Here is a 26,477-nt window from a genome sequence, read left to right as displayed (position 1 = left end):
CACCGAATTCTTCCCGGACCCCCGCACCCCGCGTCCGGGACCGCGGCCGAGGAGTAGCGTCCGGGGCATGCATGCGATCACGATTCCCGAACCTGGTGGGCCCGAGGCGCTGGTGTGGCACGAGGTGCCGGATCCGGCGCCGCCCGGCGAGGGCGAGGTGCTGGTCGAGGTGGTGGCCAGCGCCGTCAACCGCGCCGACGTCCTGCAACGGCAGGGTTTCTACAACCCGCCGCCTGGCGCCTCCCCCTACCCCGGCCTGGAGTGCTCCGGCAGGATCGCCGCGCTCGGACCCGGGGTCTCCGGCTGGGCCGTCGGCGACGAGGTGTGCGCGCTGCTGGCGGGCGGCGGCTATGCGCAGCGGGTCGTCGTCCCCGCGGGACAGCTGCTGCCGGTCCCCGAGGGCATCGACCTCAAGCGGGCCGCCGCGCTGCCCGAGGTGGTGTGCACGGTCTGGTCCAACGTCTTCATGATCGCCCACCTGCGCCCGGGCGAGACGCTGCTCGTGCACGGCGGGTCCAGCGGCATCGGCACGATGGCGATCCAGCTGGCCAAGGCGGCCGGCGTGAAGGTCGCGGTCACCGCGGGCAGCAAGGAGAAGCTGGACCGCTGCGCCGAGCTGGGCGCGGACATCCTCATCAACTACCGCGAGCAGGACTTCGTCGCCGAACTCGACCAGGCCACGGGCGGCGCGGGCGCGGACGTCATCCTTGACAACATGGGCGCCAAGTACCTGGACCGCAACGTCCGGGCGCTCGCCGTCAACGGGCGGCTCGCGGTGATCGGCCTGCAGGGCGGCGCCAAGGGTGAACTGAACCTCGGCGCGCTGCTGAACAAGCGGGCCGCGATCACCGCGACCTCGCTGCGCGCCCGGCCGCTCGCCGAGAAGGCGGCCGTCGTGGCGGCCGTACGCGAGCACGTGTGGCCGCTGGTCGCCTCCGGCCGGGTACGCCCGGTCGTCGACCGCGAACTGCCGATGCCGGAGGCAGCCGAGGCCCACCGCCTGCTGGAAACGAGCACCCACATCGGAAAACTCCTCCTGACCACCCCCTAACAACCGCCCACCCCGCCGCTGCCTGTTTGGGGGCGCGGGGAACTGCGCGATCAGCCACGACGCTGCCGCGCTGGGAGGACGGTCCAAGCCCCCCGCAGGGGCTCGCGGGGAACTGCGCGATCAGCCACGACGCTGCTGCACTGGGAGGACGGGCCAAGCCCCCCGCAGGGGCTCAGCCTCGTCGGAGGCGTAGGCCCACGAAGGCGAGGGCGAGGCCCAGGCCGATGAGGACGAGCCCGCTGCCCAGCGGTAGCAGCCGCAGCGCGGGCTCGGAGGCGTTCGCCCGGCCGTGGGCGGCGTCCGCGGAGGGGGCGAGGCCGGCCTGCTGGGTGGATTCGGACGCGGTGGGAGTCGCGCCGCCGTAGGCGTCGTCGTCGCCGTCGCGGTCGTCGTGGCCGTCATGGCCGCCGTGGTGGTGCCACCGCCGGCCGGAGTCCGGCGAGGTACCGCCGTCGTCACCCTCGCCCTCCGCGTCGTCCCCTTGGTCCCTGTCTTCCCTGTCGTCCACCCCTTCGGTGTGCGCAGCGGGATCGTCCTGCCGCCCCGGCCGGTTGCCGCCCCGGGACGGTTCGACGGAGGCCGACGGGCCCGGGGTGTCCGGGGGCGTGGCCTCGGGGGCGTACGCGCCGGCCGTGCCGCACGGCACGAGGACCGCCGCCAGCACGAGGAGCAGCCGTACGAGACGGAATGTGGAACGCAGCCATGGAGTCACGTCGGTGACCTCCCGGAGCCCGGTCGCCAAGATCGACGCAACCCAGCCTCACATGTGTGGATACGTCCGGCATTCCGGACTGCGCCATCGGGTCTAAACCCCGGATCGGACGCACCGGGGGGCGCACCGTGGTGAGGCGCGGGTGTGCGCGACAATGGCGGCATGGAGATGCCGAGGAACGAAAGGTCGCCGGAGAACCCCCAGATCCTGGTCGTGGGCCAGGACGGGATGGCGCTCGGCGGCGGAGGAGACGACGACTCCCGCGAGATCCCGGTGACGGAGCAGGTGGAGCAGCCCGCCAAGGTCATGCGGATCGGAAGCATGATCAAGCAGCTTCTGGAGGAGGTGCGCGCCGCTCCGCTGGACGAGGCGAGCCGCGCCCGGCTCAAGGAGATCCACCGCAGCTCGGTGAAGGAGCTGGAGGACGGTCTCGCCCCGGAGCTGGTCGAGGAGCTGGAGCGGCTCTCCCTGCCCTTCACCGACGGCGCCACGCCCAGCGACGCGGAGTTGCGCATCGCGCAGGCCCAGCTGGTGGGCTGGCTGGAGGGTCTCTTCCACGGGATCCAGACGACGCTGTTCGCCCAGCAGATGGCCGCCCGTGCCCAGCTGGAGCAGATGCGCCGTGCGCTGCCGCCGGGCGTGGGTCACGAGGGCGACGAAAAGCACCCGGGTGGCCGCGCGGGCGGGCCGTACCTGTAGATCACCCGACCACGAAGGGCCCGGCGGTGTGCTTGAGCACACCGCCGGGCCCTCGATGTCATGTGGCGTGGCTCAGCCGGTGGCCGGGTTGCCCGTGGAGACCTTGAGCTGGATCGTGGGCATGTCCTTCGGGTCGACGTCCGTGTCGGCGGCGGGGAACTGCTCCATGATCGTGCCGTCGCCGTAGGTGTTCTCGTCGACGTCGATCACCTTCATCTCCCAGCCCGCGGCCTGGAAGCATGCCTTGACCGACTTGATGTACTTGAACCTGAAGCTGGGCACGCGGATCTTGTCCGGGTCGTCGTACGACTCCTTCGGCTCCGTGCACTCGGACGTCTCGATCGTCTTCGAGGGGTCCGGGCCGCGGTAGCCCTCCGCGTGGGACGCCGAGACCGAGGCGCCGGCGCTGCCGCCGCCCTTGGCGTCGTCGTCGCTGGTGCCGCCGTTGTTCAGGGTGAGCGCCACGACCAGCGCGACGACCGCGACGAGGGACACCGCGATCGAGCCGATGATCACCGGCCTGTTCCCCTTGCCGCGGCCCGGGCCCGGCGACTGCGTGGAGGACGGGGGCGTCAGGTTGTACGGCGGCGGGGTCGACGGGGTCTGCTGGGCGTACCCGGCCGGGGCCGGCGTCTGGTAGCCGCCCTGCTGCGGGTAGCCGTACGCAGGGGCGGGCGTCGGTGTGCCGTACGGGTTCGGGCCCGTGGCCGGCTGGTACGGCGTCTGCACCGGGCCGGTGGGCGCCGGGGTGGCCCGGTCGACCGGCGGGAACACCGCGGAGCCGACGCCCGCGCCGCTCTGCGCCGGGGCGCCGGGGACGATGCTCGGCGGTGCCGCCTGGAAGGACCCGGCGACACGCAGGCACTCGTCGCGCATCGACTCGGCGGTCGGAAAACGCTCGTTCGGGTTCTTCTTCAGCGCGCGGGAGACCAGCGCGTCCACCGCGGGCGGCAGCGCCCGGTTGGTCGCGGAGGGTATCGGCGGCTCCTCCTGCACATGCGCGTACGCGATCGCCAGCGGCGAGTCCGCGTCGAACGGCAGTCGCCCGGTGACCAGTTGGAACAGCATGATGCCGACGGAGTACAGGTCCGAGCGGGCGTCCACGCCCCGGCCCAGCGCCTGCTCGGGCGAGAGGTACTGCGGGGTGCCGACCACCATGCCGGTCTGCGTCATGGAGGTGACGCCGGACTGCATGGCGCGGGCGATGCCGAAGTCCATCACCTTGACGACGCCGCGCTTGGTCATCATCACGTTGCCCGGCTTGATGTCGCGGTGGACCAGCCCCATCTCGTGGCTGATCTCCAGGGCCGCCAGCACGTCCGCGGTGATCTTCAGCGCCTTGTCGGCGGGCATCGCGCCCTGCTGCCGGATGTCCTCCTCCAGCACCGAGCCCAGCGGGCGCCCTTCGATGTACTCCATGACGATGTACGGCGTGGTCATGCCGTCCAGCTCGTCCTCGCCGGTGTCGAAGACCGAGACGATGTTGGTGTGCGTGAGCTTCGCCACGGCCTGCGCCTCGCGGCGGAAACGCTCGCGGAACGCCTGTTCCCGGCCCAGCTCGGTGTGCAGTGTCTTGATCGCGACCTGGCGGTCCAGCACGGCGTCGTACGCCAGGTGCACCGAGGCCATGCCGCCCTCGCCGAGCAAGTCGCGCAGCTGGTAGCGGCCGCCCGCGAGAGCCCTCCCCGCGTACCGGCCCTGTGCGCCGTCCTGGCTCATGTTTCCGCGTCCCCCAGTAGGCCTTCAGGCGCCCCGTTGATCGAATGTGTCATTCCCGGCCAAGTCTGCCCGAGGGCACTGACACGTCAAGCTCGGTGCCCGTTCCGTGACCGTACGCGAAAGAAGCGTCGCGGAAGCGTTACAGCCGCTGTACGACCGGTGCACAGAATTTGCACGACGGCGCGGGTAGCGGGTTTCATGGCCGGTCCGTCTCGGACCGGCCACGGTACCGGTACCGGACAAGGGGCTTGCGCGGAGGCTGTAGCGTGGCCGACGGAGACCGTGACAACACCGCGCGCACCGCGGGCAGAAACGACGGCGAGGACCGATGGCACAGACGCACAGCGCCCAGGGCCCGTCCGACCCCGAGGCGACTGGCGGTGGCATGTCAGACACGCCGGAGATGTGGGGCAACGGAGGGCTCGTCGGCGATGGCCGGTACCGGCTGACCCACAGACTCGGCCGGGGCGGCATGGCCGAGGTCTTCGCCGCCGAGGACGTGCGTCTCGGGCGCACCGTCGCGGTCAAGCTGCTCCGTTCCGACCTGGCCGAGGACCCGGTCTCCAAGGCCCGCTTCACGCGTGAGGCCCAGTCGGTGGCCGGCCTCAACCACCACGCCATCGTCGCCGTGTACGACTCCGGCGAGGACGTCGTGGGCGGCCAGTCCGTGCCGTACATCGTCATGGAGCTGGTCGAGGGCCGCACCATCCGCGACCTGCTGATCAACGCCGAGGCGCCCGGCCCCGAGCAGGCCCTGATCATCGTCTCCGGGGTCCTGGAGGCGCTGGCCTACTCGCACCAGCACGGCATCGTGCACCGCGACATCAAGCCGGCCAACGTCATCATCACCCACAACGGCGCCGTCAAGGTCATGGACTTCGGCATCGCCCGCGCGCTGCACGGCGCGTCGACGACGATGACCCAGACCGGCATGGTCATGGGCACCCCGCAGTACCTGTCCCCGGAACAGGCGCTCGGCAAGGCGGTCGACCACCGCTCCGACCTGTACGCGACCGGCTGCCTGCTGTACGAACTCCTCGCGCTGCGGCCCCCCTTCGTCGGCGAGACCCCGCTCTCCGTGGTCTACCAACATGTCCAGGACATCCCGACGCCCCCGTCCGAGGTGTCCGACGCCTCGCCGCCGGAGCTGGACGGCCTCGTGATGCGTTCGCTGGCCAAGGAGCCGGACGACCGCTTCCAGACGGCCGAGGAGATGCGCGGCCTGGTGCAGTACGGCCTGCAGATGCTGTACGAGCAGGGCAGCCACACGGGCACCTGGAACACCGGCCCGGTGGAGCCGCACGAGGGCCGGCACACCCCGGCGGGCGGCTTCGCGGGCACGACGGCGATGCAGCACCCCGGCGAGTACGGCGCCGGCACCGCGCAGATCCCGCAGCCCATCCTGCCCTCCGGGTACGGAGGCGGCGACGACGGCGGCTTCGAGGGGCACGGCAACAAGGGCAGCGGCCGGGGCAAGCTGTGGATCCTGGCCGTGCTCGCGGTGATCGCGATCGCCGCCGGCGTGGCGCTGGCGCTGAACAACTCCGGCAGCGGCGGCGGAGGCGGTCCGGGCGTCAGCGAGTCGCCGACCACCTCGCAGACCACCAAGGACGAGACGGCCAGCGAGAGCCCGACCGACGAGGCGACCGGCACGACGACCGACACGGCCACGGGCGACTCCTCGGACTCCGGCGACAACTCCGACTACGTGCCGCCGCCGCAGCCCTCGTTCACCCCGTCCGCGACCGAGAGCAGCGAGCAGAGCCAGCAGCCCTCGAACCCGCAGACCAGCGAGCAGCCGTCGAACCCGGGGACCTCGTCGCAGCCGGAGCCGTCGGAAACGCAGCCCGACCCGGGCGGCACGGACCAGGGCACCACGGGCGGCGACACGGGCGAGGGCCTTTGAAGGACGGCGTCCGAAGCGGCCTCCCCGCGCGCGTGAGACGACAACGACGCCCCACGCGCGCGTGACGGTCCCACTGGTCGTGAAGCCCATGCCGGTCCCGCCGGTCCCGCCGGTCATGCGGGTCCCGGTGGTCATGCCGGTCATTCCATGAAGGCGTCGCACACCGCGTCGTACTCCCGTGTCCACCACACCGCGAGCGCCGAGGCGGCCGGGAACTGGGGGTCCGCACGGGTGTCGCCGCGCTCGTAGTGCCAGCGCAGCATCCAGAAGTCGTTCAGCCGCTCCCACCACACGCGGTGCACCGCGGCGGCGAACTGCGCGGGCGTGGCCCTGGCCGCGCGCCGGTACGCGCGCGCGTAGGCCCGCACCTTCGGCAGGTCGAGGGCGCCCGCAGGCCGGACGAAGAAGATCGCCGCGGCGCGGACCGCCTCCTCGGCGCGGGGCTGCACGCCGAGCCGGTCCCAGTCGACGATCGCGGCGGGCAAATCTCCCTTGTAGAGCAGGTTGAACGGGTGGAAGTCGCCGTGCACCCAGCCCACCGAGCCGCCGCGCGGTGGACGCCGGCCTGCGTGCTGTTCGAGGAGCGCGCGCCGCTCCAGGAGGCGGTGCCTGGCCAGTGCGTCGAAGGCGTCGTTCGGGCGGTGCCGGCGCACATGGGCGAGCATGTCGTCGATGAGGGCGAAGGTGTCGGCGGGGTCGGCGCTCTCCACCGGGTGGGGGCTCGTGGCGGGGCGGGTGCCCGCCTTCGGCGGCATCACCCGCTCCAGGCAGGCGTGCACGGCCCCGAGCAGCGTCCCGAGCCGGCCGCACTGACCCCGCGTGAGCTGGCCGCCGTGCCGGTGTCTGCCGTCGATCCAGGGGTGCAGGGCGTAGGCGTGGCCGCCGACGACGGCGACCGTGCGGCCGTCACGGTGGGCCAGCGGCGGGGCCACCGGCACACCGAGGTCGGCCAGGCGCTGGGTGGCCCGGTGCCGGCGTTCGATCGCGGCCGGGTCGGCGGTGTCGGGGTCGAAGTGGTGCTTGAGGAAGTAGCGGCCCCGGGTGGTGCGCAGGCGGTAGCCGCGGTTGAGCAGGCCCTGGTCGACGGGCTCGCAGGCGACGGCGGAACCGGCGGCGTACAGGCGCAGCAGGGCGCCCAGCGGGGGCACGCGGGGCATGAGAGGTGGTGCAAGAGGTGGTACACAAGAGGGCGGCACGCGCCAGATGCTAGGGCACGAGAAAGGCCGGTGAGCTGGGCCTTGTCACAGACAGTCGCTTTCGATCACGGTAAGTTATCGAAGTGACGGGGTGCGGCCGGGGAACGGTTTCCCGTCGCTTGGCGAGGCGCCCACCATGAGCGCGCCGAACCGCACGCCGTGCCCGGCCGTGGGCTCGGTGCGGCGCTTTCCGCGGGCCCGACGGAGTCTTCCCGTGGCCTGGTCGGCCGGGATAACGTGCCGTTGCTCCGGCCTCCTGCAAGGCTGTGACCAGCGACCTTCCAGTCCGCGCCGATTTACTTGGAAATCCAAGCAAAAACGCAGGTCAGGGGGGGTTTCACAGAAATGTGGTGCACTGGGTAACGTGACCTTGCAGGGCGCTCGCCGGGGCACCTGTCACGCCAGTTCCCGGCCGAGCGGCACCCACCCCGTGCCCGGTGGTCTGGAATCGGTGAGCCGCACTGGTTACCCGGCAACCCCGGGGGCCGGACCGACGGAGGAGCACACGTGACCGTGGACAGCAGTGCCGCGCGCAAGCCGCGACGCAGCGCCGCAGGCAAGGCCGGCACCACCGGCACCGCAAGCAACACCAGCACCGGCGCGACGAAGGGCACCGAACCCGAGCTGGTTCAGTTGCTCACCCCGGAGGGCAAGCGCGTCAGGATCGCGAAGAACGCGAAGAACGCGCAACTCTCCGAGTACGCCCAGTACGTCGCCGACATCACCCCCGAAGAGCTGCGCGGGCTGTACCGCGACATGGTGCTCACCCGCCGCTTCGACGCCGAGGCCACCGCCCTGCAGCGCCAGGGCGAACTGGGCCTGTGGGCCTCGCTGCTGGGCCAGGAGGCCGCCCAGATCGGCTCCGGCCGGGCCACCAGGCCGGACGACTACGTCTTCCCGACCTACCGCGAGCACGGCGTCGCCTGGTGCCGCGGCGTCGACCCGACGAACCTGCTCGGCATGTTCCGCGGCGTCAACCACGGCGGCTGGGACCCCAACAGCAACAACTTCCACCTCTACACGATCGTCATCGGCTCCCAGACCCTGCACGCCACCGGCTACGCGATGGGCGTCGCCAAGGACGGCGCGGACAGCGCGGTGATCGCCTACTTCGGCGACGGCGCCTCCAGCCAGGGCGACGTGGCCGAGTCGTTCACCTTCTCCGCGGTCTACAACGCCCCGGTCGTGTTCTTCTGCCAGAACAACCAGTGGGCGATCTCCGAGCCGACCGAGAAGCAGACCCGCGTCCCGCTCTACCAGCGCGCGCAGGGCTACGGCTTCCCCGGCGTCCGGGTGGACGGCAACGACGTGCTGGCCTGCCTCGCCGTCACCCGCTGGGCGCTGGAACGCGCCCGCAACGGCGAGGGCCCGACGCTGGTCGAGGCGTACACCTACCGGATGGGCGCCCACACCACCTCCGACGACCCCACCCGCTACCGGCACGACGACGAACGCGCCGCCTGGGAGGCGAAGGACCCGATCCTGCGCCTTCGCCGCTATCTGGAGGCCGCAAACCACGCGGACGAGGGATTCTTCGCGGAACTTGAGACGGAGAGCGAAGCGTTGGGCAAACGAGTGCGCGAAGTGGTCCGCGCCATGCCGGACCCGGACACCTTCGCCATCTTCGAGAACGTGTACGCGGACGGGCATGCGCTCGTCGACGAGGAGCGAGCCCAGTTCGCCGCCTACCAGGCGTCGTTCGCGGACGCAGAGGGGGTCTGATCATGGCAGCGGAGACCATGGCCACCAAGAACATGCCTCTGGCCAAGGCGATCAACGAGTCGCTGCGCCGCGCCCTGGAGGCGGACCCCAAGGTCCTCGTCATGGGCGAGGACGTCGGCAAGCTCGGCGGTGTCTTCCGGGTCACCGACGGCCTGCAGAAGGACTTCGGCGAGAGCCGCGTCATCGACACCCCGCTCGCCGAGTCGGGCATCGTCGGCACGGCGATCGGCCTGGCCCTGCGCGGCTACCGCCCGGTGGTGGAGATCCAGTTCGACGGCTTCGTCTTTCCGGCGTACGACCAGATCGTCACCCAGCTCGCGAAGATGCACGCGCGCTCGCTGGGCAAGGTCAAGCTGCCCGTCGTCGTCCGCATCCCCTACGGCGGCGGCATCGGCGCGGTCGAGCACCACTCCGAATCCCCCGAGGCCCTGTTCGCGCACGTGGCGGGGCTGAAGATCGTCTCCCCGTCCAACGCCTCGGACGCCTACTGGATGATGCAGCAGGCCATCCAGAGCGACGACCCGGTGATCTACTTCGAGCCCAAGCGGCGCTACTGGGACAAGGCCGAGGTCAACACCGAGGCGATCCCGGACCCGCTGCACAAGGCGCGCGTGGTGCGCGCGGGCACCGATCTGACCCTCGCCGCGTACGGCCCGATGGTGAAGCTCTGTCAGGAAGTCGCCGCCGCCGCGGCCGAGGAGGGCAGGTCCCTGGAAGTCCTCGACCTGCGCTCGGTTTCCCCGCTGGACTTCGACGCGATCCAGGCGTCGGTCGAGAGGACCCGCCGGCTGGTCGTGGTCCACGAGGCGCCGGTGTTCTTCGGCTCGGGCGCCGAGATCGCCGCCCGGATCACGGAGCGCTGCTTCTACCACCTGGAGGCACCGGTCCTGCGGGTGGGCGGCTACCACGCCCCGTATCCGCCGGCGCGCCTGGAGGAGGAGTACCTGCCGGACCTGGACCGGGTGCTCGACGCCGTCGACCGTGCCCTGGCGTACTGAGGAGAGGGGTCGTGACGACGATGACGGACGCGTCCGTACGCGAGTTCAAGATGCCCGACGTGGGCGAGGGGCTCACCGAGGCCGAGATCCTCAAGTGGCACGTCCAGCCGGGCGACACGGTGACCGACGGCCAGGTGGTGTGCGAGGTCGAGACCGCCAAGGCGGCCGTGGAACTCCCCATCCCCTACGACGGCGTGGTCCGTGAGCTGCGCTTCCCCGAGGGCACCACGGTCGACGTGGGCACCGCGATCATCGCCGTGGACGTGGCCGGCGGCGCCGCCGTGCCCGCTCCCGCCGCGCCCCAGGAGCCCGAGCGGCCCAAGGCGCCCGAGCCGGAGCCCGAGGCACCGGCACGCCAGCCGGTGCTCGTCGGGTACGGGGTCGCGACGTCCGCGACCAGGCGCCGCCCGCGCAAGGCCGCCGAGGCCGCCGCCCCCGAGGCCGCCCGGGCCGCCCAGGCGGTCCAGACCGAACTGAACGGCCGCGCCGGCGCGCCCGCGGCGCCGCGGCCGCTCGCCAAGCCGCCGGTGCGCAAGCTCGCGAAGGACCTCGGTGTCGACCTGGCGACGGTGATCCCGTCGGGCCCGGACGGCGTCATCACCCGCGAGGACGTGCACGCGGCGGTGACCGCCACGGCACCCGCGGCCCAGGCCGCGGCCCCGGTCCCGGCCCCCGCCGCCCCGGCTCCGGTGGTCGCCTACGACGGCGCGCGCGAGACCCGCGTCCCGGTCAAGGGCGTGCGCAAGGCGACCGCGCAGGCCATGGTCGGCTCGGCGTTCACGGCACCGCATGTCACGGAGTTCGTGACGGTCGACGTGACACGCACGATGAAGCTGGTGGAGGAGCTGAAGCAGGACAAGGAGATGCAGGGGCTGCGGGTCTCCCCGCTGCTGCTGATCGCCAAGGCCCTGCTGGTCGCCGTCAAGCGCCACCCGGACATCAACGCCTCCTGGGACGAGGCGGCCCAGGAGATCGTCCTCAAGCACTATGTGAACCTGGGCATCGCGGCGGCGACCCCACGCGGCCTGATCGTCCCGAACATCAAGGACGCGCACCTCAAGACGCTTCCGCAACTTGCGCAGGAGCTGGGCGAGTTGGTGTCGACGGCGCGCGAGGGACGGACCAGCCCGGCGGCGATGCAGGGCGGGACGGTGACGATCACCAACGTCGGTGTCTTCGGCGTCGACACCGGCACGCCGATCCTCAACCCCGGTGAGTCCGCGATCCTCGCGGTCGGCGCGATCAAGCTCCAGCCGTGGGTCCACAAGGGCAAGGTGAAGCCGCGGCAGGTCACCACCCTGGCGCTGAGCTTCGACCACCGCCTGGTGGACGGCGAGTTGGGCTCCAAGGTGCTCGCCGACGTGGCGGCCGTCCTGGAACAGCCGAAGCGCCTGATCACCTGGGCGTGACCGGGCAGCGCCCGACCGGTTCCGCACAAAAAGGGACCCGCCGCTGGGTGCGGCGGGTCCCTCGCGTCGGACGGTGCGGTGTCAGCCCAGCTTGGCGAAGCCGTAGTTGAGGAGCTTGGTGGCGTCCTTGGCGCGCTGGGTGGCGTCCGTGGAGGCGAGGACGGTGCCGATGACCGTCTTGCCGTTCCGGGTGGCCGCGAAGACCAGGCAGTACTTGGCCTCCGGGCCCGATCCGGTCTTCACACCGATCGCGCCGCTGTAGCTGCTGAGCAGCGTGTTCGTGTTGGTCCACGGCTGCATCGTGCGGGTGCTGCCCGTCTTGGTGATCGTCTTCGCCGTGTACTTCTTGGTCTTGACGATCGAACGGAACGTGGAACTCTTCATCGCGCTGCTGGTGAGCTTCGTCAGATCGCGCGGTGTCGAGTAGTTGGAGCCGTTGCCGATGCCGTCGAACGAATCGAAGTGCGTGTTCGTCAGGCCGAGGTTCTTCGCGGTCGAGTTCATCTTGCCGATGAATGACTTCACGCGCGCGGCCCGCGTCGAGCCCGTGCCGAACTTGTCGGCGAGCGCGTACGCGGCATCGCAGCCCGACGGCAGCATGAGGCCGTACAGCAGCTGGCGCACGGTGACCTTGTCGCCGACGATCAGGCGGGCCGACGAGGCGTTCTTCGACACGATGTAGTCGCTGTACGCCTTCTGGATCGTGACCTTGGCGTCCAGGTTCAGGTTCGACTGGGCGAGCACGACCTTGGCGGTCATGATCTTCGTGGTGGAACCCGTCGAACGCCGGGTGTCGGCCGCCTTGGTGTACAGCGACTTGGCGTTCGCGTTGTTCATGACATAGCCGCCCTTGGCCGCGATCGACGGCGTGGTCACGGCCTGAGCGGGCGCCGCGGTGAGGGCTCCGGTGGCGAGCATGGCGCCGGACGTGACGGCGACGGCGACAGCTCTGCGCATGCGGATGCCCTTGGTGCCGTTTATCAAGTTAGGTACCCCGATTGTGTGAATGCGCCTGGTGTGCGGCCGGGTTGAGGTGGCACGGAATAGGGCCGCACGTGTGTGACACGTGAGTAGCACAGATGGTTGTGCTCTCCCGTCCGGGACATCCGGATGTCCCTGTGGTGTGTCTGTCCGGGTGGTCGAGGGCGCACCGGCCCGCCGTGAGCGGTCCGCATCGTGGACGGCTCATGTGCATGAGTACGTGATGTATCTATGATGTGCGCATGCCTTCAGCGCCACCCGCACCGTCCGCTCCCGTGAAGCAGCCACCCGCCGCCGACCGCGTCTACGCCCATGTCAAGCAGGGCGTACTGGACCGCTGCTACGAGGGCGGCACCCTTTTGACCGAGGGCGAACTGGCCGAGGCCGTCGGCGTCTCCCGCACACCGGTGCGCGAGGCGCTGCTGCGGCTCGAAGTGGAAGGGCTGATCAGGCTCTACCCGAAGAAGGGCGCCCTGGTGCTGCCCGTCTCCGCGCAGGAGATCGCCGATGTCGTGGAGACCCGGCTGCTGGTCGAGGAGCACGCGGCGCGCAAGGCCGTGCCCGCGCCGCCCGGCCTTGTCGAGCGGCTGACGGAACTCCTCGCACGGCAGAAGGAGCAGGCGGCCGCCGGCGACCTGGCCGCCGCCGCGGTCACCGACCGCTGCTTCCACGCCGAGATCGTGCGCAGCGGCGGCAACGAGATCCTGTCCCGCCTCTACGACCAGCTCCGCGACCGCCAGTTGCGGATGGGCGTCGCCGTCCTGCACTCCCACCCGGACCGGATCGCCAAGACCCTCGCCGAGCACGGAGAGATCCTTGACGCGCTGCGCTCGGGTGACGCGGAGGCGGCCGTAGGCATCGTGCACCGGCACGTGAGCTGGTTCTCCCACCTGGCACGGGGTGAGGTGCGGTGAGCAACGCCACCCTCCCCGGCGACCCGCCGGGCGGCCGGCGCGCGATCGCCATCTGGTGCATAGGCGTCGCGGTCTACTTCGTCGCCGTGATCTTCCGTACGTCCCTGGGCGTCGCCGGACTGGACGCGGTCGACCGCTTCCATGTGAACGCCTCCGCCCTGTCGACGTTCTCCATCGTCCAACTCCTCGTCTACGCGGGCATGCAGATACCCGTCGGCCTGCTCGTCGACCGGCTCGGCACCAAGAAGGTGCTGGGCCTGGGCGCGGCGCTGTTCACGGTGGGTCAACTGGGCTTCGCCTTCTCCCCGTCGTACGGCACGGCACTCGCCTCGCGCGCCCTGCTCGGCTGCGGCGACGCGATGACGTTCATCAGCGTGCTGCGGCTGGGCACCCGCTGGTTCCCGGCGCGCCGCGGCCCGCTGGTCGCCCAACTCGCCGGCCTGGTCGGGATGGCCGGCAACCTGGTCTCCACGCTGGTCCTCGCCCGGCTGCTGCACGGCATCGGCTGGACCCCGGCGTTCGCCGGCAGCGCCCTGGCCGGCGTGGTGGTCCTCGTGCTCCTGCTGCTCTTCCTGAAGGACCACCCGGAGGGCCATGAACCGGAGCCGTTCCCGCATCGGGGCTCCGCCTATGTGCGCAGGCAGATCGCCGCGGCCTGGCGGGAGCCGGGGACCCGGCTCGGCCTGTGGGTGCACTTCACCACCCAGTTCCCGGCGATGGTGTTCCTGCTGCTGTGGGGGCTGCCCTTCCTGGTCGAGGCCCAGGGCCTCAGCCGCGCCACGGCCGGCGAACTGCTGACCCTCGTCGTGCTGTCCAACATGGTGATCGGCCTGGTCTACGGCCAGGTCGTCGCCCGGCACCACGCGGCCCGGCTGCCGCTGGCCCTCGGCACCGTCGGCGCGACCGCCCTCGTCTGGGCGGCGACCCTCCTCTACCCGGCCGAGCGGGCGCCGATGTGGCTGCTGCTGGTGCTGTGCACGGTGCTGGGGGCGTGCGGGCCCGCCTCGATGCTCGGCTTCGACTTCGCCCGCCCCGCCAATCCGCCGGAGCGGCAGGGCACGGCGTCCGGGATCACCAACATGGGCGGGTTCATCGCCTCGATGACGACGCTGTTCGCCATCGGGGTGCTGCTGGACGCCACCGACGACGACTACACCGTCGCGTTCTCGGTGGTGTTCGTCCTCCAGGCGCTTGGGCTCAGCCAGATACTGCGGCTGCGCAGGCGGGCGGCTCGGCGGGAGCGGGAGCGGTTGGTTGCCAGCCGGGTGGAGACGGTGCACGTCCCGGCCTGAGCCGGCAGGCCCCGGGGTGGGGTGGGTCGGTGGTCGGGTGCGGGGCCGTTGTGGCTGGTCGCGCAGTTCCCCGCGCCTCCCTCCGGGGGCATCGGCCGTGGCTCGGCTGACGCGCCGTCGTGGCTGGGCGCGCAGTTCCCCGCGCCCCTTTGGGGGTGGCTGTCGGTGGTCCGGTGCGGCGGTGTTGTGGCTGGGCGCGCAGTTCCCCGCGCCCCCTTCGGGGGCTAGTGGGTGGGGATCAGGGTTAGGTAGGCGAGGCCCAGGAGGTTGCGGTAGGTCAGCCAGTGGGTGCGGTGGCGGTCCAGGGTGGCGCGGGTTTCGGGTGCCAGGGGATGGTCGGGGTGGTGGGCCAGCCATACCTCGGTGTCCGCCTGGTAGGCCGACTCGAACTCCTCCCACTCGTCGGTGTTCGCGGTCTCGGTCCACTCAGGGCGGAACCCGGCCGCCACCGCGAGGTCGAGGAGCCCCGCCAGGCTGTGGTACTCGTCGGCGGAGGCGCCCGGCCAGATCCCGTACAGCTCCGCGGGTGTCGGGGTCCGCTCCCAGAAGCCCTCACCGAGCAGCACCCGGCCGTCGTCCGTGACCAGCCGCCGCAGCTCGCGCAGCGCCTCCGCCGTGTGCGCGGGCGCATCGGCCGCGCTCAGCGCCTGACTGGCGCCCAGACACAGCACCAGGTCGGCGGGTCCGCGCCGGGTGCCCACGCCCGACTCCTGGACGAACTCCACCCGGTCCGCGAGCCCCCGTGCCTCGGCGTTGCGCCGCCCGCGGGCCAGGTCCTCGCCGTTCAGATCGATCCCGGTGCCGCGGGCCCCCGGTACGGCGGCCAGGAAACGGAGCAGCAACTCGCCCCAGCCGCAGCCGATGTCGAGCACGGTGGCGGGTTCGGTACCGGCGAGCCGCGCCACCATCATGGCGGCGCGCGCCTCGGAGAGCGGGCCGTGGAAGGTGAGCCGGGTCAGCCGGGGCGGACGCCCGTCGGTCTCGGCGGGACCGTCGGAGTGCTGGATGGTGTCAGTCATGCCGCGCACGGTAGTTGGCCGAGGCGCCGCCGCACACCGATTATCGGGGCGCCATCAGCCATCAGCCATCAGCCATCAGCCGGCGGCCGATGCCGCCCGTGGCCCGACGGCTACGGCGTCACCGTGAAGTGACGCAGGATCGCCGTCGTCAGCTCGGGGTCCCCCTCCGTCTTGACCCGGTCCGCGACCGCCTCCGGGGCGACCCGGCCGCAGGCCAGGCGTACGTAGGTCTCCCAGTCCAGGGTGAGGGTGGCCGCGGGACCGAGGGCGGGGGCGGTCTCCAGGGTGCCGCGGCCCTGGATGTCGACGCGGATGGTGCGCAGGAACTCCACGGGCCCGTGCACGTCGAAGACGATCGCCGAGCTGCGCGGCGCGCCCGCGTCCTTGGCCACGATCTTCGGCAGGGCGGCGAGCAGTACGTCCCGGGCGACATGGGCACCCGGCGAGTCCAGGTTGCCGGGTTGGCCCAGGGCGGCGCGCAGATCCTGCTCGTGCACCCACACGTCGAACGCCCGGTTCCGCATGGCCGCTTCGAGCGTGATCTCCGCGCCGAGCGGGCCGCGCACCTTGGTGCCCGGCTCACGGGACTCGTTGCGCAGCTGGCGGTTGCGGCGGATGATCGTGTACTCCAGCTCGGCGGTCATCTCCGGTGCCGTGTGGTGCCGGCGCACGTCGACCTGCATCTCCATGTAGCGCTGGTGTTCGTTGGTGACGTGGAACAGGTCGCGGGGGAGGGTGTGGATGGGCCGTGGATCGCCCAGCATCTCGCAGTCCAGGCCGATCACATGCGACACGACGTCACGGACGGACCAGCCGGGGCAGGGGGTCCGCCGGTTCCACTCGCCCTCCGCAAGCGGCTGCACCAGCTCGGATATCGCTTCGATGGAGTGGGTCCAGGCGTCGGCGTAGGGCTGGAGGGTGGGATGCAGACTCACGGAACGGGACCCCTCGGCGGTCGGTACACGGGCGGTTGGTGGCGGCGTTGCCAGTGGGAGGTGGCTGTCGGCGGGTGTCTCGGAACTCCCCCAAACTATCGGCTTCGCTCGAACAGGGGGGACCCCCAAGTTACGCTGCTGTGAGGCACCCCGGCAGTGCTTTCGTGTGACGATCGTAGGCCCGTATGGACGGCTCGAATGCCAGGGCGGTGGTAGTGTGCGCGCTTCGCTGATTCAGATCGCCGTAGACGAGGACGAATCGGTCCAATCCCGTAGGCGGCGGGTGGCCGCGGCGGTACGGCAGCAGGCAGGGGCCGATCTCGTCGTGCTCCCCGAGCTGTGGACGACCGGCGCCTTCGCGTACGAGGATTTCGGGACCGAGGCCGAACCGCTCGACGGACCGACGTACGAGGCGATGGCGAAGGCCGCGAGCGACGCGGGCGTCTGGCTGCACGCGGGCTCCATCCCGGAACGGGACCCCGAAGGCCCCCTGTACAACACCTCCCTCGTCTTCTCCCCCTCCGGCGACCTGGCCGCCGCCTACCGCAAGATCCACCGCTTCGGCTTCGACCAGGGCGAGGCCGTGCTGATGGGCGCCGGGCGGGAACCGGTGACGGTACGGCTTCCGCAGACCGTCCTCGGCGTGGCCACCTGCTACGACCTGCGCTTCCCCGAACTCTTCCGCGCCCTCGTCGACGCCGGTGCCGAGACGCTGGTGATCCCGGCCGGCTGGCCCGAGCGCCGCCGCGCGCACTGGACGCTGCTGGCCCGGGCGCGGGCGGTCGAGAACCAGGCGTTCGTGCTCGCGTGTGGAACGGCCGGGACGCATGCGGGAGTTCCCCAGGCGGGTCACTCGATCGTGGTGGATCCCTGGGGCGAGGTGCTGGCCGAGGCGGGGCCCGGCGAGCAGGTCCTCACCGTGGACTTCGACCCGGCGGAGGTCGCCGCGACCCGGGACCGGTTCCCGGCGCTTAAGGACCGCGTCCTGGGCCTCGACCCGCCAAGGCACCCCTGACCGTCCCGCACCCAGCGCACCCCGGGAACCCAGTGCACCCCCGGAACCCAATGCACCCCGGGAACCCGACGCGCCCCCTGAACCCATCGCACCCCAGGAACCCGACGCGCCCCCTGAACCCAGCGCACCCCTTGGCATGCCGTCGGCCCTAGCCGTCCGTGCGTTCCTTCTCCGCCAGGTGGATCACGCACACCGTCACCGCGATCAGCAGCGCCGCGTCCGCGTCCTCGCGCACCACGTCGACGCCGTACGTCTCGCGCAGATGCAGCCACCGCCGGGAGATCACCGCGAGCAGTTCGCCGTCGTACTCGACGGCGAACTCCCGGTCCAGGATCTTTCCGCTGACGTCCAGTTCGCTGCCGTCCGTGAGGGACACCCGGTAGTGGTTGCGCAGCAGGGACAGCCGCTTGCGCCGGACGGTCGCCAGGGGCTCGCCGTCCCGCTCGATGACCATGGTGTCCCTGAGCGCGAACATCTTCTGGTGGATGTCGACGAGCACGCGCCCGTGCGTGTCCTTCAGCTCGAAGGTGTCCCGCAGGCGCATCGCCTTGCCGTCGACGAGGAACACCTTGCAGCCGTGCTCGTCCTCGATCCAGTAGTCGTCACCGATGCCCAGCAGCCGGTCGCGTACGAGGAATCTCATGTTCTTAGCGCTTCCCCGGCGGTGCGTGCGACACGCCGCCCGTCAGCCGACGGACGGCGTGTCGCAGGCGATGCGCGGTGCCGGCCGGCACCGACGCGGGTCAGACGCCGTAGCCGTCGGTGTAGCCGTCACCGTGGTGACGGTGGTGGTGCCGCTCTTCTTCCACGACGGTGGCCGAGGGCGGCACCACCACGCGGCGGCGACGGGCGATGCTGGTGAACGTGACGGTGCCGATCAGCCCGACGATCATCAGGATGAAGCCCACCAGAGGGACGTTGACCCCTGCCAGGTGCCAGTCGGTCGCGAACGCGAGGATCGCTCCGACGGCGATGAGGACGATGCAACCACCGAGGCCCATGAGGTGCCTCCCCTTCCGGTCCGGTCTCCTGGTCGTTCCGGTCGCGGTCGGGTACCCGGGGTCGCCCCGCCCATGCCGCCGCCCGCCCGGTGGCAGCGGGAGCAGGTCACGACGACCGACGCTCCCGGGGAGCAGACCTCCGGGAGCCGGCGTCGGGTCGGCGGGTCACTGCTCCAGGAACGCGACCAGGGCGTTGGCCAGGAGGTGGGGGTCGTCGGCGCCGCACAGTTCGCGGGCGCTGTGCATCGACAGGATCGCCACGCCGATGTCCACCGTCCTGATGCCGTGCCGGGCGGCGGTGATCGGGCCGATCGTGGTGCCGCAGGGCATCGAGTTGTTGGAGACGAAGGACTGGAAGGGGACGCCGGCCTTCTCGCAGGCGGCGGCGAACACCGCACGGCCCGAACCGTCCGTGGCGTACCGGTTGTTGACGTTGACCTTGAGGATCGGCCCGCCGTTGACGTGCGGGTGGTGCGTCGGGTCGTGGCGCTCCGGGTAGTTGGGGTGGACGGCGTGGCCGGTGTCGGAGGAGAGGCAGACGGTGCCCGCGAAGGACCGGGCGCGGTCCTCGTAGCCGCCGCCGCGCGCGAACACCGAGCGTTCCAGCACGGAGCCGAGCAGCGGCCCGTCCGCGCCGGTGTCCGACTGCGAGCCGTTCTCCTCGTGGTCGAAGGCGGCCAGGACCGGGATGTGGGCGAGGTCCCGCCCGGAGCCGGCGGCGGCCGTCAGCGCGGCGATGCCCGCGTGCACGGACAGCAGGTTGTCCATGCGCGGGCCCGCGACCAGCTCACGGTCCCGGCCCAGGTAGGCGGGCGGTTCCACGGAGTGCGTCATCAGGTCCCAGCCGGTGACCGCGCCGGCGGGCAGCCCGCACTCGTGCTCCAGGAAGGAGATGAGGTCGCCGCCGCGCACGTCGTCGCTCAGCCCCCACACCGGCTGGAGGTGGCGCTGCTTGTCGAGCTTGAGCCCTTCCGCGCTCACCGAGCGGTCGAGGTGGATGGCGAGCTGCGGCACCCGCAGCAGCGGCCGGTCGACGTTGACGAGGCGCGTCGAGCCGTCCCGCAGCGTCAGCCGGCCCGCGATGCCGAGGTCGCGGTCGAGCCAGGAGTTGAGCAGCGGCCCGCCGTAGATCTCCACCGCCACCTGGCGCCAGCCGTGCGCGCCGCTGTCCGGCAGCGGCTTGACCCGCAGGTTCGGCGAGTCGGTGTGGGCGCCGACGATCCGGTACGGCGTGTGCGGGGCGGCGCCCTCCGGGACGTACCACGCCACGATCGCCCCGCCGCGCAGCACGTACTTGCCACCGGCCGTCCCGTCCCAGCCGTCCGTCTCCGCGACCTGCCTGAAGCCGGCCTTCTCCAGCCGCTCGGCGGCGTTGGCCACGGCGTGGTACGGCGAAGGGCTCGCGGTGAGGAAGGACATCAGGTCGTCGGTGTGGCCGCGGTCGAAGCGGGATGGTTCGCTCATGGGTTCACCTTAACGACGTGCGTGGGCCCGCTCTCCCGGACGGGAGGGCGGGCCCAGACGGGCGAAGCCGCGGGTGGGGCCGGGTATGAGGCCCGGGACAAGGCCGCGGCTGCGACCGGTGGCTAGAAGGCGGCCTCGTCCAGCTCCATCAGGTCGAGGTCGACGTTCTCGGAGAGCTTGCGGGCCAGGGTGATACCGGGCAGGACGGTGGCCGCGAAGAACTTCGCCGCCGCGATCTTGCCCTGGTAGAACGCCTTGTCCTTGGCGGCGGCGGTCTCCAGCTTCTCGGCGGCGACCGCGGCGCCGCGCAGCAGCAGGTAGCCGACGACGACGTCGCCGGAGGCGAGCAGCAGGCGGGTGGTGTTCAGACCGACCTTGTAGATGTTCTTGACGTCCTGCTCGGTGGCGGCGAGGTCGGTGAGCATCAGGCCGACGATCGCCTCCAGCTCCACGGCCGCCTTGGCAAGGTGCTCACGGGCGCCGGCCAGCTCCTCGCCGCCGGTGGCGAGGGCCAGGAACTTCTTGATGTCCTCGGCGAGCGAGTTCAGCGCGGCGCCCTGGTTGCGGACGATCTTCCGGAAGAAGAAGTCCTGGCCCTGGATCGCGGTGGTGCCCTCGTACAGGGTGTCGATCTTGGCGTCGCGGATGTACTGCTCGATCGGGTACTCCTGGAGGAAGCCGGAGCCGCCGAAGGTCTGCAGCGACTGGGCGAGCTGCTCGTAGCCCTTCTCCGAGCCGTAGCCCTTGACGATCGGCAGGAGCAGGTCGTTCAGGGCGTGCTCGGCGGAGGCGTCCTCGCCGTCCGCCTCCTTGACGGCGATCGCGTCCTGGACCGCGGCGGTGTGCAGCACGAGGGCGCGCATGCCCTCCGCGTACGCCTTCTGCGTCATCAGCGAGCGGCGTACGTCGGGGTGGTGGGTGATGGTGACCTTGGGCGCGGTCTTGTCCATGAAGTTCGCCAGGTCGGGGCCCTGGACGCGCTCCTTGGCGTACTCCAGCGCGTTGAGGTAGCCGGTGGAGAGCGTGGAGATCGCCTTCGTGCCGACCATCATGCGGGCGAACTCGATGATGCGGAACATCTGGCGGATGCCGTCGTGCTTGTCGCCGATCAGCCAGCCCTTGGCCGGGTGCCGGTCGCCGAAGGTCATCTCGCAGGTGTTGGACGCCTTGAGGCCCATCTTGTGCTCGACGTTCGTGGCGTAGACGCCGTTGCGCTCGCCCAGCTCGCCGGTCTCGACGTCGAAGAGGTACTTCGGGACGAGGAAGAGGGACAGGCCCTTGGTGCCGGGGCCGGCGCCCTCGGGGCGGGCCAGGACGTAGTGGAGGATGTTCTCCTCCATGTCGTGCTCGCCGGAGGTGATGAAGCGCTTCACGCCCTCGATGTGCCAGAAGCCGTCCTCCTGCTGGACCGCCTTGGTACGGCCGGCGCCGACGTCGGAGCCCGCGTCGGGCTCGGTGAGGACCATGGTGGAACCCCAGGTCTTCTCGACCGCGAGCCGGGCGATCTTCTTCTGCTCCTCGGTGCCCTCCTCGAAGAGGATGCGGGCGAACGCCGGGCCGGAGGAGTACATCCAGACCGCCGGGTTGGCGCCGAGGATCAGTTCGGCGTACGCCCAGATCAGCGACGGGGGAGCCGCGGTGCCGCCGATCTCCTCGGGCAGGCCGAGGCGCCAGTACTCGGAGTCCATGAACGCCCGGTAGCTCTTCTTGAAGGAGGCCGGGACGGGCGCGGTGTTGGTCTCGGGGTCGAAGACGGGCGGGTTGCGGTCGGCGTCCGCGAACGACTCCGCGAGTTCGTTCTCGGCGAGCCGGGTCAGCTCTTCGAGGATGCTCCTGGCCGTGTCCGCGTCCATCTCGGTGAACGGGCCGGTTCCGTACAGTTTGTCCCGGCCGAGTACTTCGAACAGGTTGAATTCGATGTCGCGGAGGTTCGACTTGTAGTGCCCCATGGTGACGGCTCCGTATCGGACTCGGCGAGGCACTGGCTCCTCGCATCTGGTTCACATACCAACAAGTAGCTCCGATGATGCTACCCGTCGGTAATAACAAGCAACCCCTACTGGCCCAAATGTGACCCAGGAGTCGCCGACGGTCCCTTCGGGGACATCGGCCGTGTCTCGGCTGCGGCGGCGTCGTGGTTGTTCGCGCAGTTCCCCGCGTCCCCCTTCGGGGATATCGGCCGTCTGTTGGCTGCGGCGGTGTTGTGGTTGGTTGCGCAGTTCCCCGCGCGCCCCTCCGGGGGTATGGGCCGTGTCTCGGCTGGCGCGCCGTCGTGGTTGTTCGCGCAGTTCCCCGCGCCCCCTTCGGGGGCATCGGTCGTCTGTCGGCTGCGGCGCCGTTGTGGTTGTTCGCGCAGTTCCCCGCGCCCCTTGGGGGGTGCTGGTCGTCTGTTGGCTGCCGCTGCGTCGTGGTTGGTTGCGCAGTTCCCCGCGCCCCCTTCGGGGGCGTCGGGTGTCTGTTGGCTGCGGCTGTGTTGTGGCTGGTTGGGCAGTTTCTCGTGGCCCTTTGGGGGTGTTGTTGGGTGGCTGAGGGGACTGCTGGGGGGTCGTGGCGGTCGGTACGCTTGCGGGCATGTACGGATACGGCCAGCCCATGGACGGGGGCGCCGCACAGCAGCAGTACGCCCCGCCGCAGCAGCCCGGCGGGTACGGGCAGCAGCCGCCGCTCTACCCGGAGCCGTCCCCGCCCTCGCTCGCGGACGCGGTGCGCGCGTTCACCACCGGTCAGATGGCCGCCGAGGACTTCCAGCAGGTGTTCGCCACGTCCAAGGTCTACTGCCCGCGCGGTGACAACCCCGGTTTCCTCGCCCTGCACAACACCCAGCAGCCGGTGATCCCGATGTTCACCTCGCTCAAGGAGCTGCGCCGGTACGCGGGCAAGGAGTCCAAGTACTTCGTCATCACCGGTGCCGAGGTGATCGACCTGCTGCCCACCGGCTACGGCTTCGTCCTGGACATGGAGGGCGAGCACCGGATGGTCTTCGACGCCAAGGCGGTCGAGCAGATGGTCGACTTCGCCATGCGCCGCATGTACGGCTGATCGGCCGATCAGCGCCGCACCCGTACGAGCCCGGAGGGAATTCTCTCCGGGCTTTCTCCGTTGGGGGTGGCAGAAAGTTCAACGCTCAACTAAAGTGAGCGCACAAGGAGGTACCGATATGCCTGCAGTGACCGTCGAGAACCCGCTGACGCTGCCCCGCGTGACCGCGCCCGCCGACGCGGTGGCCCGTCCCGTGCTCGCCGTCACGACCGCGCCGAGCGGTTTCGAGGGCGAGGGCTTTCCGGTGCGCCGGGCCTTCGCCGGGATCAACTACCGCCATCTGGACCCGTTCATCATGATGGACCAGATGGGCGAGGTGGAGTACGCGCCCGGCGAGCCCAAGGGCACGCCCTGGCACCCGCACCGCGGCTTCGAGACCGTCACGTACATCATCGACGGGATCTTCGACCACCAGGACTCCAACGGCGGTGGCGGCACCATCACCAACGGCGACACCCAGTGGATGACCGCGGGCTCGGGCCTCCTGCACATCGAGGCACCGCCCGAGGCGCTGGTCGTCTCCGGCGGCCTGTTCCACGGGCTCCAGCTGTGGGTGAACCTCCCCGCCAAGGACAAGATGATGGCCCCGCGCTACCAGGACATCCGCGCCGGCAGCGTCCAGTTGCTCACCAGTCCCGACGGCGGCGCGCTGCTGCGCGTGATCGCCGGTGAGCTGGACGGCCACGCCGGTCCCGGTATCACGCACACGCCGATCACCATGGTCCACGCGACGCTGGCGCCGGGCGCGGAGATCACCCTGCCGTGGCGGGAGGACTTCAACGGTCTCGCGTACGTCCTGGCGGGCCGCGGCACGGTCGGTGCCGAGGGCCGGCCGGTCCAGCTGGGCCAGACCGCCGTCTTCGGCGCGGGTGGTTCGCTGACCGTCCGCGCGGACGAGAAGCAGGACTCCCACACGCCGGACCTGGAGGTCGTGCTGCTCGGCGGGCAGCCGATCCGGGAGCCGATGGCCCACTACGGCCCGTTCGTCATGAACACCAAGGACGAGCTCATGCAGGCGTTCGAGGACTTCCAGAAGGGGCGCCTCGGCACCGTACCGGCCGTCCACGGCATGACCGAGGCCGGCCCGCAGGACTGACCGGAGCCGGTCCGCAGGACCGACGGGAGCGCCGGCCGGGATCCGTTCCGGCCGGCGGGCCGGGGTGGGGACGGGTGCCCGCGCCCGTCCCCACCTCCGTGTCACTCCTGTTCGTGGAGTTCGAACCAGATGGTCTTGCTTTCGCCGCGCGGGGTGACGCCCCATGCGTCGGCGAGCAGTTCGATCATCAGCAGGCCGCGGCCCGAGGAGGCCAGTTCGCCGGGGCGGCGGCGGTGCGGGAGGTCGTCGCCGGCGTCGGTGACCTCCACCCGCAGCCGGCGCCTGCCCGGCTCGCCGCCGACCTCGGCGAGCAGCAGCGCGTCCGCGTCGGTGTGCACGAGCACATTGGTGACCATCTCGGAGACCAGGAGCACCGCGGAGTCGACCTGGTCGGCCGAGGCCCAGTCGTGCAGCAGTCCGCGCAGGTGTCGGCGGGCCTCGGCGATCCGTTCCGGTTCGGTCTGCGCCACGGCCAGCAGGCTGCGGCGGACCGCCGGCCGGCCGAGGGCGGCGCCGTCCGTGCCGTCCTCGGCCGCCCGGTGCACCAGCAGCAGGGCGATGTCGTCCTCGCGCCGGTCGGCCAGCGGCCCGGTGGTGTGGTGGGAGGACGGCCCGTGGACGCCCTGCACCAGGGCGTCGGCTAGCGATTCCAGGTCGCCGTCGTGCTCCTCCAGGATGGCGCGGATGCGCTGCCAGCCGCTGTCCATGTCATGGCCGCCGGTCTCGATCAGACCGTCGGTGCAGATCACCATGGTCTCGCCCGGCTCCAGCACCAGGCGGGTCGTCGGATAGTCGGCGTCCGGGTCGATGCCCAGCGGCAGCCCGCCCGCGGTCGGCCGTGTCATCACCGTCCTGTCCGCCATGCGGATCGCCGGGTCGGGATGCCCGGCGCGGGCGATCTCCAGGGCCCCTGACACCGGGTCCGCCTCCACATACAGACAGGTCGCGAAGCGCAGGTCGGCGGCGGCGTCGGTGCCGGTGGTGATGCCGTGCAGGAAGCGGGAGGCCCGGGAGAGTACCGCGTCCGGGCGGTGGCCCTCGGAGGCGTAGGCGCGCAGGGCGATCCGCAGCTGGCCCATGATCCCGGCCGCCCTCACGTCATGCCCCTGTACGTCCCCGACGACCAGCGCGTATCGGCCGCCTCCTGACGGGTCCCGGGAGCCGCCGCCGGGCAGCGGGATGATGTCGTACCAGTCGCCGCCGACCTGGAGCCCGCCGCCGGTGGGGATGTAGCGGGCGGCGACCGTCAGGCCGGGCACCTGAGGGACCGGGTCGGGCAGCATGGAGCGTTGCAGGCCGTCGGTCAGCTCCCGTTCCGAGTCGGCGGCCTCGGCCCTGGACAGCGCCTGGGCGAGCATGCGGGCCACCGTCGTCAGCACGGACCGTTCGTCGGGGGTGAAGGCGACCGGGTAGGTGAAGGCCGCCAGCCAGGCGCCCATCGTGCGGCCGCCGGCCGTCAGCGGCAGGAACGCCCAGGACCGGCGGCCGAACGGCTCGGCGAGCGGCCAGGTGACCGGGTAGCGGGTGCGGTACTGCTCCGGTGAGGACAGATAGACGGCCCGGCCGGTGCGCACCACCTCGGTGGCCGGGTAGTCGGTGTCCAGCGGCATGTTGAAGAAGGGTGCCTCGTCGCCCAGCTGCTGCCCGTGGTGGCCGATGATCGTCAGATGGTCGCCGATCCTGGCGAACACCGCGAGACCGTCCGGTGAGAAGCCCGGCATCGACAGTCCGGCCGCGACCCGCAGCACCTCAGCGGTGGACCGTGCCTCGGCGAGCGCCCGGCCCGCGTCCAGCAGGAAGGCCTCCCGGGAGCGCCGCCAGTCGCCGTGCACGGCGCGCCGGCCGGCCGGGGTGCCGGGGGTCGGTTCGGTGACCTCCTGGAGGGTGCCGATCAGGTCGAAGGTCTGCCGCTCGGCGTCGAAGGACGGCTTGGACCGGCTGCGTACGGTGCGTATGACCCGGCCCCGCTCGTCCATGATGCGGATCCGTACCTCGGCGAGGGTGTCCTCGGCGACGGCGAGCCGGACGACGCCGGTGATCTCGTTCCAGTCGACCGGGTGCAGCCGTGCCCGGGTCTGGGCCTGGGTGAGGGTGGCCCGCTCGGCGGGCAGTCCCAGCAGCCGGGCGGACTCCGCGTCCACGGTGACCAGCCCTGTGGCGGTGTCCCAGTGCCACAGCCCGGTCGCGAGGGTGGTGAGCGCGTGCTCCACCGCGGGCATGGGGTCACCGGTACGCATTGCCCCACTCTAAGAAGAAGTGATCGAAAAGTGCCAGCCGCCGGGCTCCCCCGGGGTCGGGCCCCGGCCGGC

The 26,477-nt window shown here is 71.2% G+C and carries 22 protein-coding genes; 11 read left to right on the top strand and 11 right to left on the bottom strand.

All coding sequences use genetic code 11. The annotated features are described in order from the left end of the window. The first annotated feature begins 67 nt into the window (after positions 1-67). Positions 68-1,051, top strand: a complete 984-nt coding sequence (locus tag ACIRFL_RS08120; protein ID WP_404025245.1) for an NAD(P)H-quinone oxidoreductase — start codon at positions 68-70, stop codon at positions 1,049-1,051. A gap of 172 nt (positions 1,052-1,223) precedes the next feature. Here ACIRFL_RS08120 and ACIRFL_RS08115 read toward each other — a convergent pair whose 3' ends face one another. Continuing rightward, the gene (locus tag ACIRFL_RS08115; RefSeq protein WP_404025244.1) at positions 1,224-1,763 is read right to left on the bottom strand and encodes a hypothetical protein; all 540 of its coding nucleotides are present in this window, start codon (positions 1,761-1,763) and stop codon (positions 1,224-1,226) included. Positions 1,764-1,925: 162 nt separating this feature from the next. Here ACIRFL_RS08115 and ACIRFL_RS08110 point away from each other — a divergent pair, with 162 nt between their 5' ends. After that, complete coding sequence (locus ACIRFL_RS08110) at positions 1,926-2,462, top strand: bacterial proteasome activator family protein (RefSeq protein ID WP_351731263.1); 537 nt, start codon at positions 1,926-1,928, stop codon at positions 2,460-2,462. A gap of 72 nt (positions 2,463-2,534) precedes the next feature. On the opposite strand, the gene ACIRFL_RS08105 is transcribed toward ACIRFL_RS08110, so the two are convergent. Next, positions 2,535-4,181 carry a protein kinase gene (locus ACIRFL_RS08105; RefSeq protein WP_404025239.1) on the bottom strand — a complete coding sequence of 549 codons (1,647 nt, stop codon included), beginning with the start codon at positions 4,179-4,181 and terminating at the stop codon, positions 2,535-2,537. A gap of 328 nt (positions 4,182-4,509) precedes the next feature. On the opposite strand from ACIRFL_RS08105, the gene ACIRFL_RS08100 reads away from it, so the two are divergent. Then, complete coding sequence (locus tag ACIRFL_RS08100) at positions 4,510-6,087, top strand: protein kinase (protein WP_404025234.1); 1,578 nt, start codon at positions 4,510-4,512, stop codon at positions 6,085-6,087. Between the two features lie 140 nt (positions 6,088-6,227). Here the strand turns inward: ACIRFL_RS08100 and ACIRFL_RS08095 are convergent, their stop codons facing one another. After that, entirely contained in the window at positions 6,228-7,244 is a 1,017-nt protein-coding gene (locus tag ACIRFL_RS08095) for a phosphotransferase (protein ID WP_404025231.1), read from the bottom strand. Positions 7,245-7,790: 546 nt separating this feature from the next. Here ACIRFL_RS08095 and pdhA point away from each other — a divergent pair. Genes pdhA through ACIRFL_RS08080 form a run of 3 tightly spaced genes read left to right on the top strand, consistent with a single transcriptional unit; the run spans position 7,791 to position 11,412 of the window. Further along, positions 7,791-9,005 carry a pyruvate dehydrogenase (acetyl-transferring) E1 component subunit alpha gene (gene pdhA, locus ACIRFL_RS08090; RefSeq protein WP_404025229.1) on the top strand — a complete coding sequence of 405 codons (1,215 nt, stop codon included), beginning with the start codon at positions 7,791-7,793 and terminating at the stop codon, positions 9,003-9,005. Between the two features lie 17 nt (positions 9,006-9,022). Beyond that, a complete protein-coding gene (locus tag ACIRFL_RS08085; protein ID WP_404025310.1) occupies positions 9,023-10,003 on the top strand; it encodes an alpha-ketoacid dehydrogenase subunit beta in 981 nt (326 codons plus the stop codon). A gap of 11 nt (positions 10,004-10,014) precedes the next feature. Further along, on the top strand, positions 10,015-11,412 hold the full coding sequence (locus tag ACIRFL_RS08080) for a dihydrolipoamide acetyltransferase family protein (protein WP_404025228.1): 1,398 nt from the start codon (positions 10,015-10,017) through the stop codon (positions 11,410-11,412). A gap of 81 nt (positions 11,413-11,493) precedes the next feature. Here the strand turns inward: ACIRFL_RS08080 and ACIRFL_RS08075 are convergent, their stop codons facing one another. Next, a complete protein-coding gene (locus ACIRFL_RS08075; RefSeq protein WP_404025225.1) occupies positions 11,494-12,396 on the bottom strand; it encodes a D-alanyl-D-alanine carboxypeptidase family protein in 903 nt (300 codons plus the stop codon). A 239-nt stretch (positions 12,397-12,635) separates the two neighbouring features. On the opposite strand from ACIRFL_RS08075, the gene ACIRFL_RS08070 reads away from it, so the two are divergent. Further along, entirely contained in the window at positions 12,636-13,307 is a 672-nt protein-coding gene (locus tag ACIRFL_RS08070; protein ID WP_404025222.1) for a GntR family transcriptional regulator, read from the top strand. Continuing rightward, positions 13,304-14,599, top strand: coding sequence for a nitrate/nitrite transporter (locus ACIRFL_RS08065; protein WP_404025220.1), 1,296 nt, complete (start codon positions 13,304-13,306; stop codon positions 14,597-14,599). Before ACIRFL_RS08070 ends, ACIRFL_RS08065 begins: the two co-directional genes overlap by 4 nt. Before the next feature lie 224 nt (positions 14,600-14,823). Here the strand turns inward: ACIRFL_RS08065 and ACIRFL_RS08060 are convergent, their stop codons facing one another. Then, positions 14,824-15,618 (bottom strand): SAM-dependent methyltransferase, encoded by a 795-nt coding sequence (locus ACIRFL_RS08060; RefSeq protein WP_404025218.1) that lies wholly within the window; start codon positions 15,616-15,618, stop codon positions 14,824-14,826. Between the two features lie 110 nt (positions 15,619-15,728). Then, positions 15,729-16,553 carry a maleylpyruvate isomerase family mycothiol-dependent enzyme gene (locus ACIRFL_RS08055; RefSeq protein WP_404025215.1) on the bottom strand — a complete coding sequence of 275 codons (825 nt, stop codon included), beginning with the start codon at positions 16,551-16,553 and terminating at the stop codon, positions 15,729-15,731. Positions 16,554-16,770: 217 nt separating this feature from the next. Between ACIRFL_RS08055 and ACIRFL_RS08050 the strand changes: the two genes are divergently transcribed. Next, entirely contained in the window at positions 16,771-17,568 is a 798-nt protein-coding gene (locus tag ACIRFL_RS08050) for a carbon-nitrogen family hydrolase (protein ID WP_404025213.1), read from the top strand. Positions 17,569-17,716: 148 nt separating this feature from the next. Here ACIRFL_RS08050 and ACIRFL_RS08045 read toward each other — a convergent pair whose 3' ends face one another. From ACIRFL_RS08045 to ACIRFL_RS08030, 4 genes are all read right to left on the bottom strand, one after another. Next, entirely contained in the window at positions 17,717-18,211 is a 495-nt protein-coding gene (locus ACIRFL_RS08045; protein WP_404025211.1) for an LURP-one-related/scramblase family protein, read from the bottom strand. Between the two features lie 100 nt (positions 18,212-18,311). Further along, positions 18,312-18,569 carry a DUF6458 family protein gene (locus ACIRFL_RS08040; RefSeq protein WP_404025209.1) on the bottom strand — a complete coding sequence of 86 codons (258 nt, stop codon included), beginning with the start codon at positions 18,567-18,569 and terminating at the stop codon, positions 18,312-18,314. A 165-nt stretch (positions 18,570-18,734) separates the two neighbouring features. After that, positions 18,735-20,033 (bottom strand): M18 family aminopeptidase, encoded by a 1,299-nt coding sequence (locus ACIRFL_RS08035; RefSeq protein ID WP_404025207.1) that lies wholly within the window; start codon positions 20,031-20,033, stop codon positions 18,735-18,737. A 122-nt stretch (positions 20,034-20,155) separates the two neighbouring features. Continuing rightward, entirely contained in the window at positions 20,156-21,982 is a 1,827-nt protein-coding gene (locus tag ACIRFL_RS08030) for an acyl-CoA dehydrogenase (protein ID WP_404025205.1), read from the bottom strand. Between the two features lie 622 nt (positions 21,983-22,604). Between ACIRFL_RS08030 and ACIRFL_RS08025 the strand changes: the two genes are divergently transcribed. Together ACIRFL_RS08025 and ACIRFL_RS08020 are read left to right on the top strand one after the other, a co-directional pair. Beyond that, a complete protein-coding gene (locus tag ACIRFL_RS08025; RefSeq protein ID WP_404025204.1) occupies positions 22,605-23,072 on the top strand; it encodes an SseB family protein in 468 nt (155 codons plus the stop codon). A 118-nt stretch (positions 23,073-23,190) separates the two neighbouring features. Further along, a complete protein-coding gene (locus ACIRFL_RS08020; protein WP_404025201.1) occupies positions 23,191-24,168 on the top strand; it encodes a pirin family protein in 978 nt (325 codons plus the stop codon). 101 nt (positions 24,169-24,269) lie between these two features. Here ACIRFL_RS08020 and ACIRFL_RS08015 read toward each other — a convergent pair whose 3' ends face one another. Beyond that, positions 24,270-26,405, bottom strand: coding sequence for a SpoIIE family protein phosphatase (locus ACIRFL_RS08015; RefSeq protein WP_404025199.1), 2,136 nt, complete (start codon positions 26,403-26,405; stop codon positions 24,270-24,272). Positions 26,406-26,477: the final 72 nt, after the last annotated feature.

Origin of the sequence: Streptomyces sp. NPDC102462 (assembly GCF_044765425.1) — a bacterium.
In the GTDB taxonomy this organism is placed as follows: domain Bacteria; phylum Actinomycetota; class Actinomycetes; order Streptomycetales; family Streptomycetaceae; genus Streptomyces.
Note: the sequence above shows the minus strand (reverse complement) of the source record. Positions and strands in the feature narration are given on the sequence as shown.

Coding starts and splice junctions, on each gene's coding strand:
- ACIRFL_RS08120 (WP_404025245.1), top strand. CDS start 68: ATGCATGCGATCACGATTCCCGAACCTGGTGGGCCCGAGGCGCTGGTG.
- ACIRFL_RS08110 (WP_351731263.1), top strand. CDS start 1,926: ATGGAGATGCCGAGGAACGAAAGGTCGCCGGAGAACCCCCAGATCCTG.
- ACIRFL_RS08105 (WP_404025239.1), bottom strand. CDS start 4,181: ATGAGCCAGGACGGCGCACAGGGCCGGTACGCGGGGAGGGCTCTCGCG.
- ACIRFL_RS08100 (WP_404025234.1), top strand. CDS start 4,510: ATGGCACAGACGCACAGCGCCCAGGGCCCGTCCGACCCCGAGGCGACT.
- ACIRFL_RS08095 (WP_404025231.1), bottom strand. CDS start 7,244: ATGCCCCGCGTGCCCCCGCTGGGCGCCCTGCTGCGCCTGTACGCCGCC.
- ACIRFL_RS08085 (WP_404025310.1), top strand. CDS start 9,023: ATGGCCACCAAGAACATGCCTCTGGCCAAGGCGATCAACGAGTCGCTG.
- ACIRFL_RS08070 (WP_404025222.1), top strand. CDS start 12,636: ATGCCTTCAGCGCCACCCGCACCGTCCGCTCCCGTGAAGCAGCCACCC.
- ACIRFL_RS08060 (WP_404025218.1), bottom strand. CDS start 15,618: ATGACTGACACCATCCAGCACTCCGACGGTCCCGCCGAGACCGACGGG.
- ACIRFL_RS08045 (WP_404025211.1), bottom strand. CDS start 18,211: ATGAGATTCCTCGTACGCGACCGGCTGCTGGGCATCGGTGACGACTAC.
- ACIRFL_RS08040 (WP_404025209.1), bottom strand. CDS start 18,569: ATGGGCCTCGGTGGTTGCATCGTCCTCATCGCCGTCGGAGCGATCCTC.
- ACIRFL_RS08035 (WP_404025207.1), bottom strand. CDS start 20,033: ATGAGCGAACCATCCCGCTTCGACCGCGGCCACACCGACGACCTGATG.
- ACIRFL_RS08030 (WP_404025205.1), bottom strand. CDS start 21,982: ATGGGGCACTACAAGTCGAACCTCCGCGACATCGAATTCAACCTGTTC.
- ACIRFL_RS08025 (WP_404025204.1), top strand. CDS start 22,605: ATGTACGGATACGGCCAGCCCATGGACGGGGGCGCCGCACAGCAGCAG.
- ACIRFL_RS08020 (WP_404025201.1), top strand. CDS start 23,191: ATGCCTGCAGTGACCGTCGAGAACCCGCTGACGCTGCCCCGCGTGACC.
- ACIRFL_RS08015 (WP_404025199.1), bottom strand. CDS start 26,405: ATGCGTACCGGTGACCCCATGCCCGCGGTGGAGCACGCGCTCACCACC.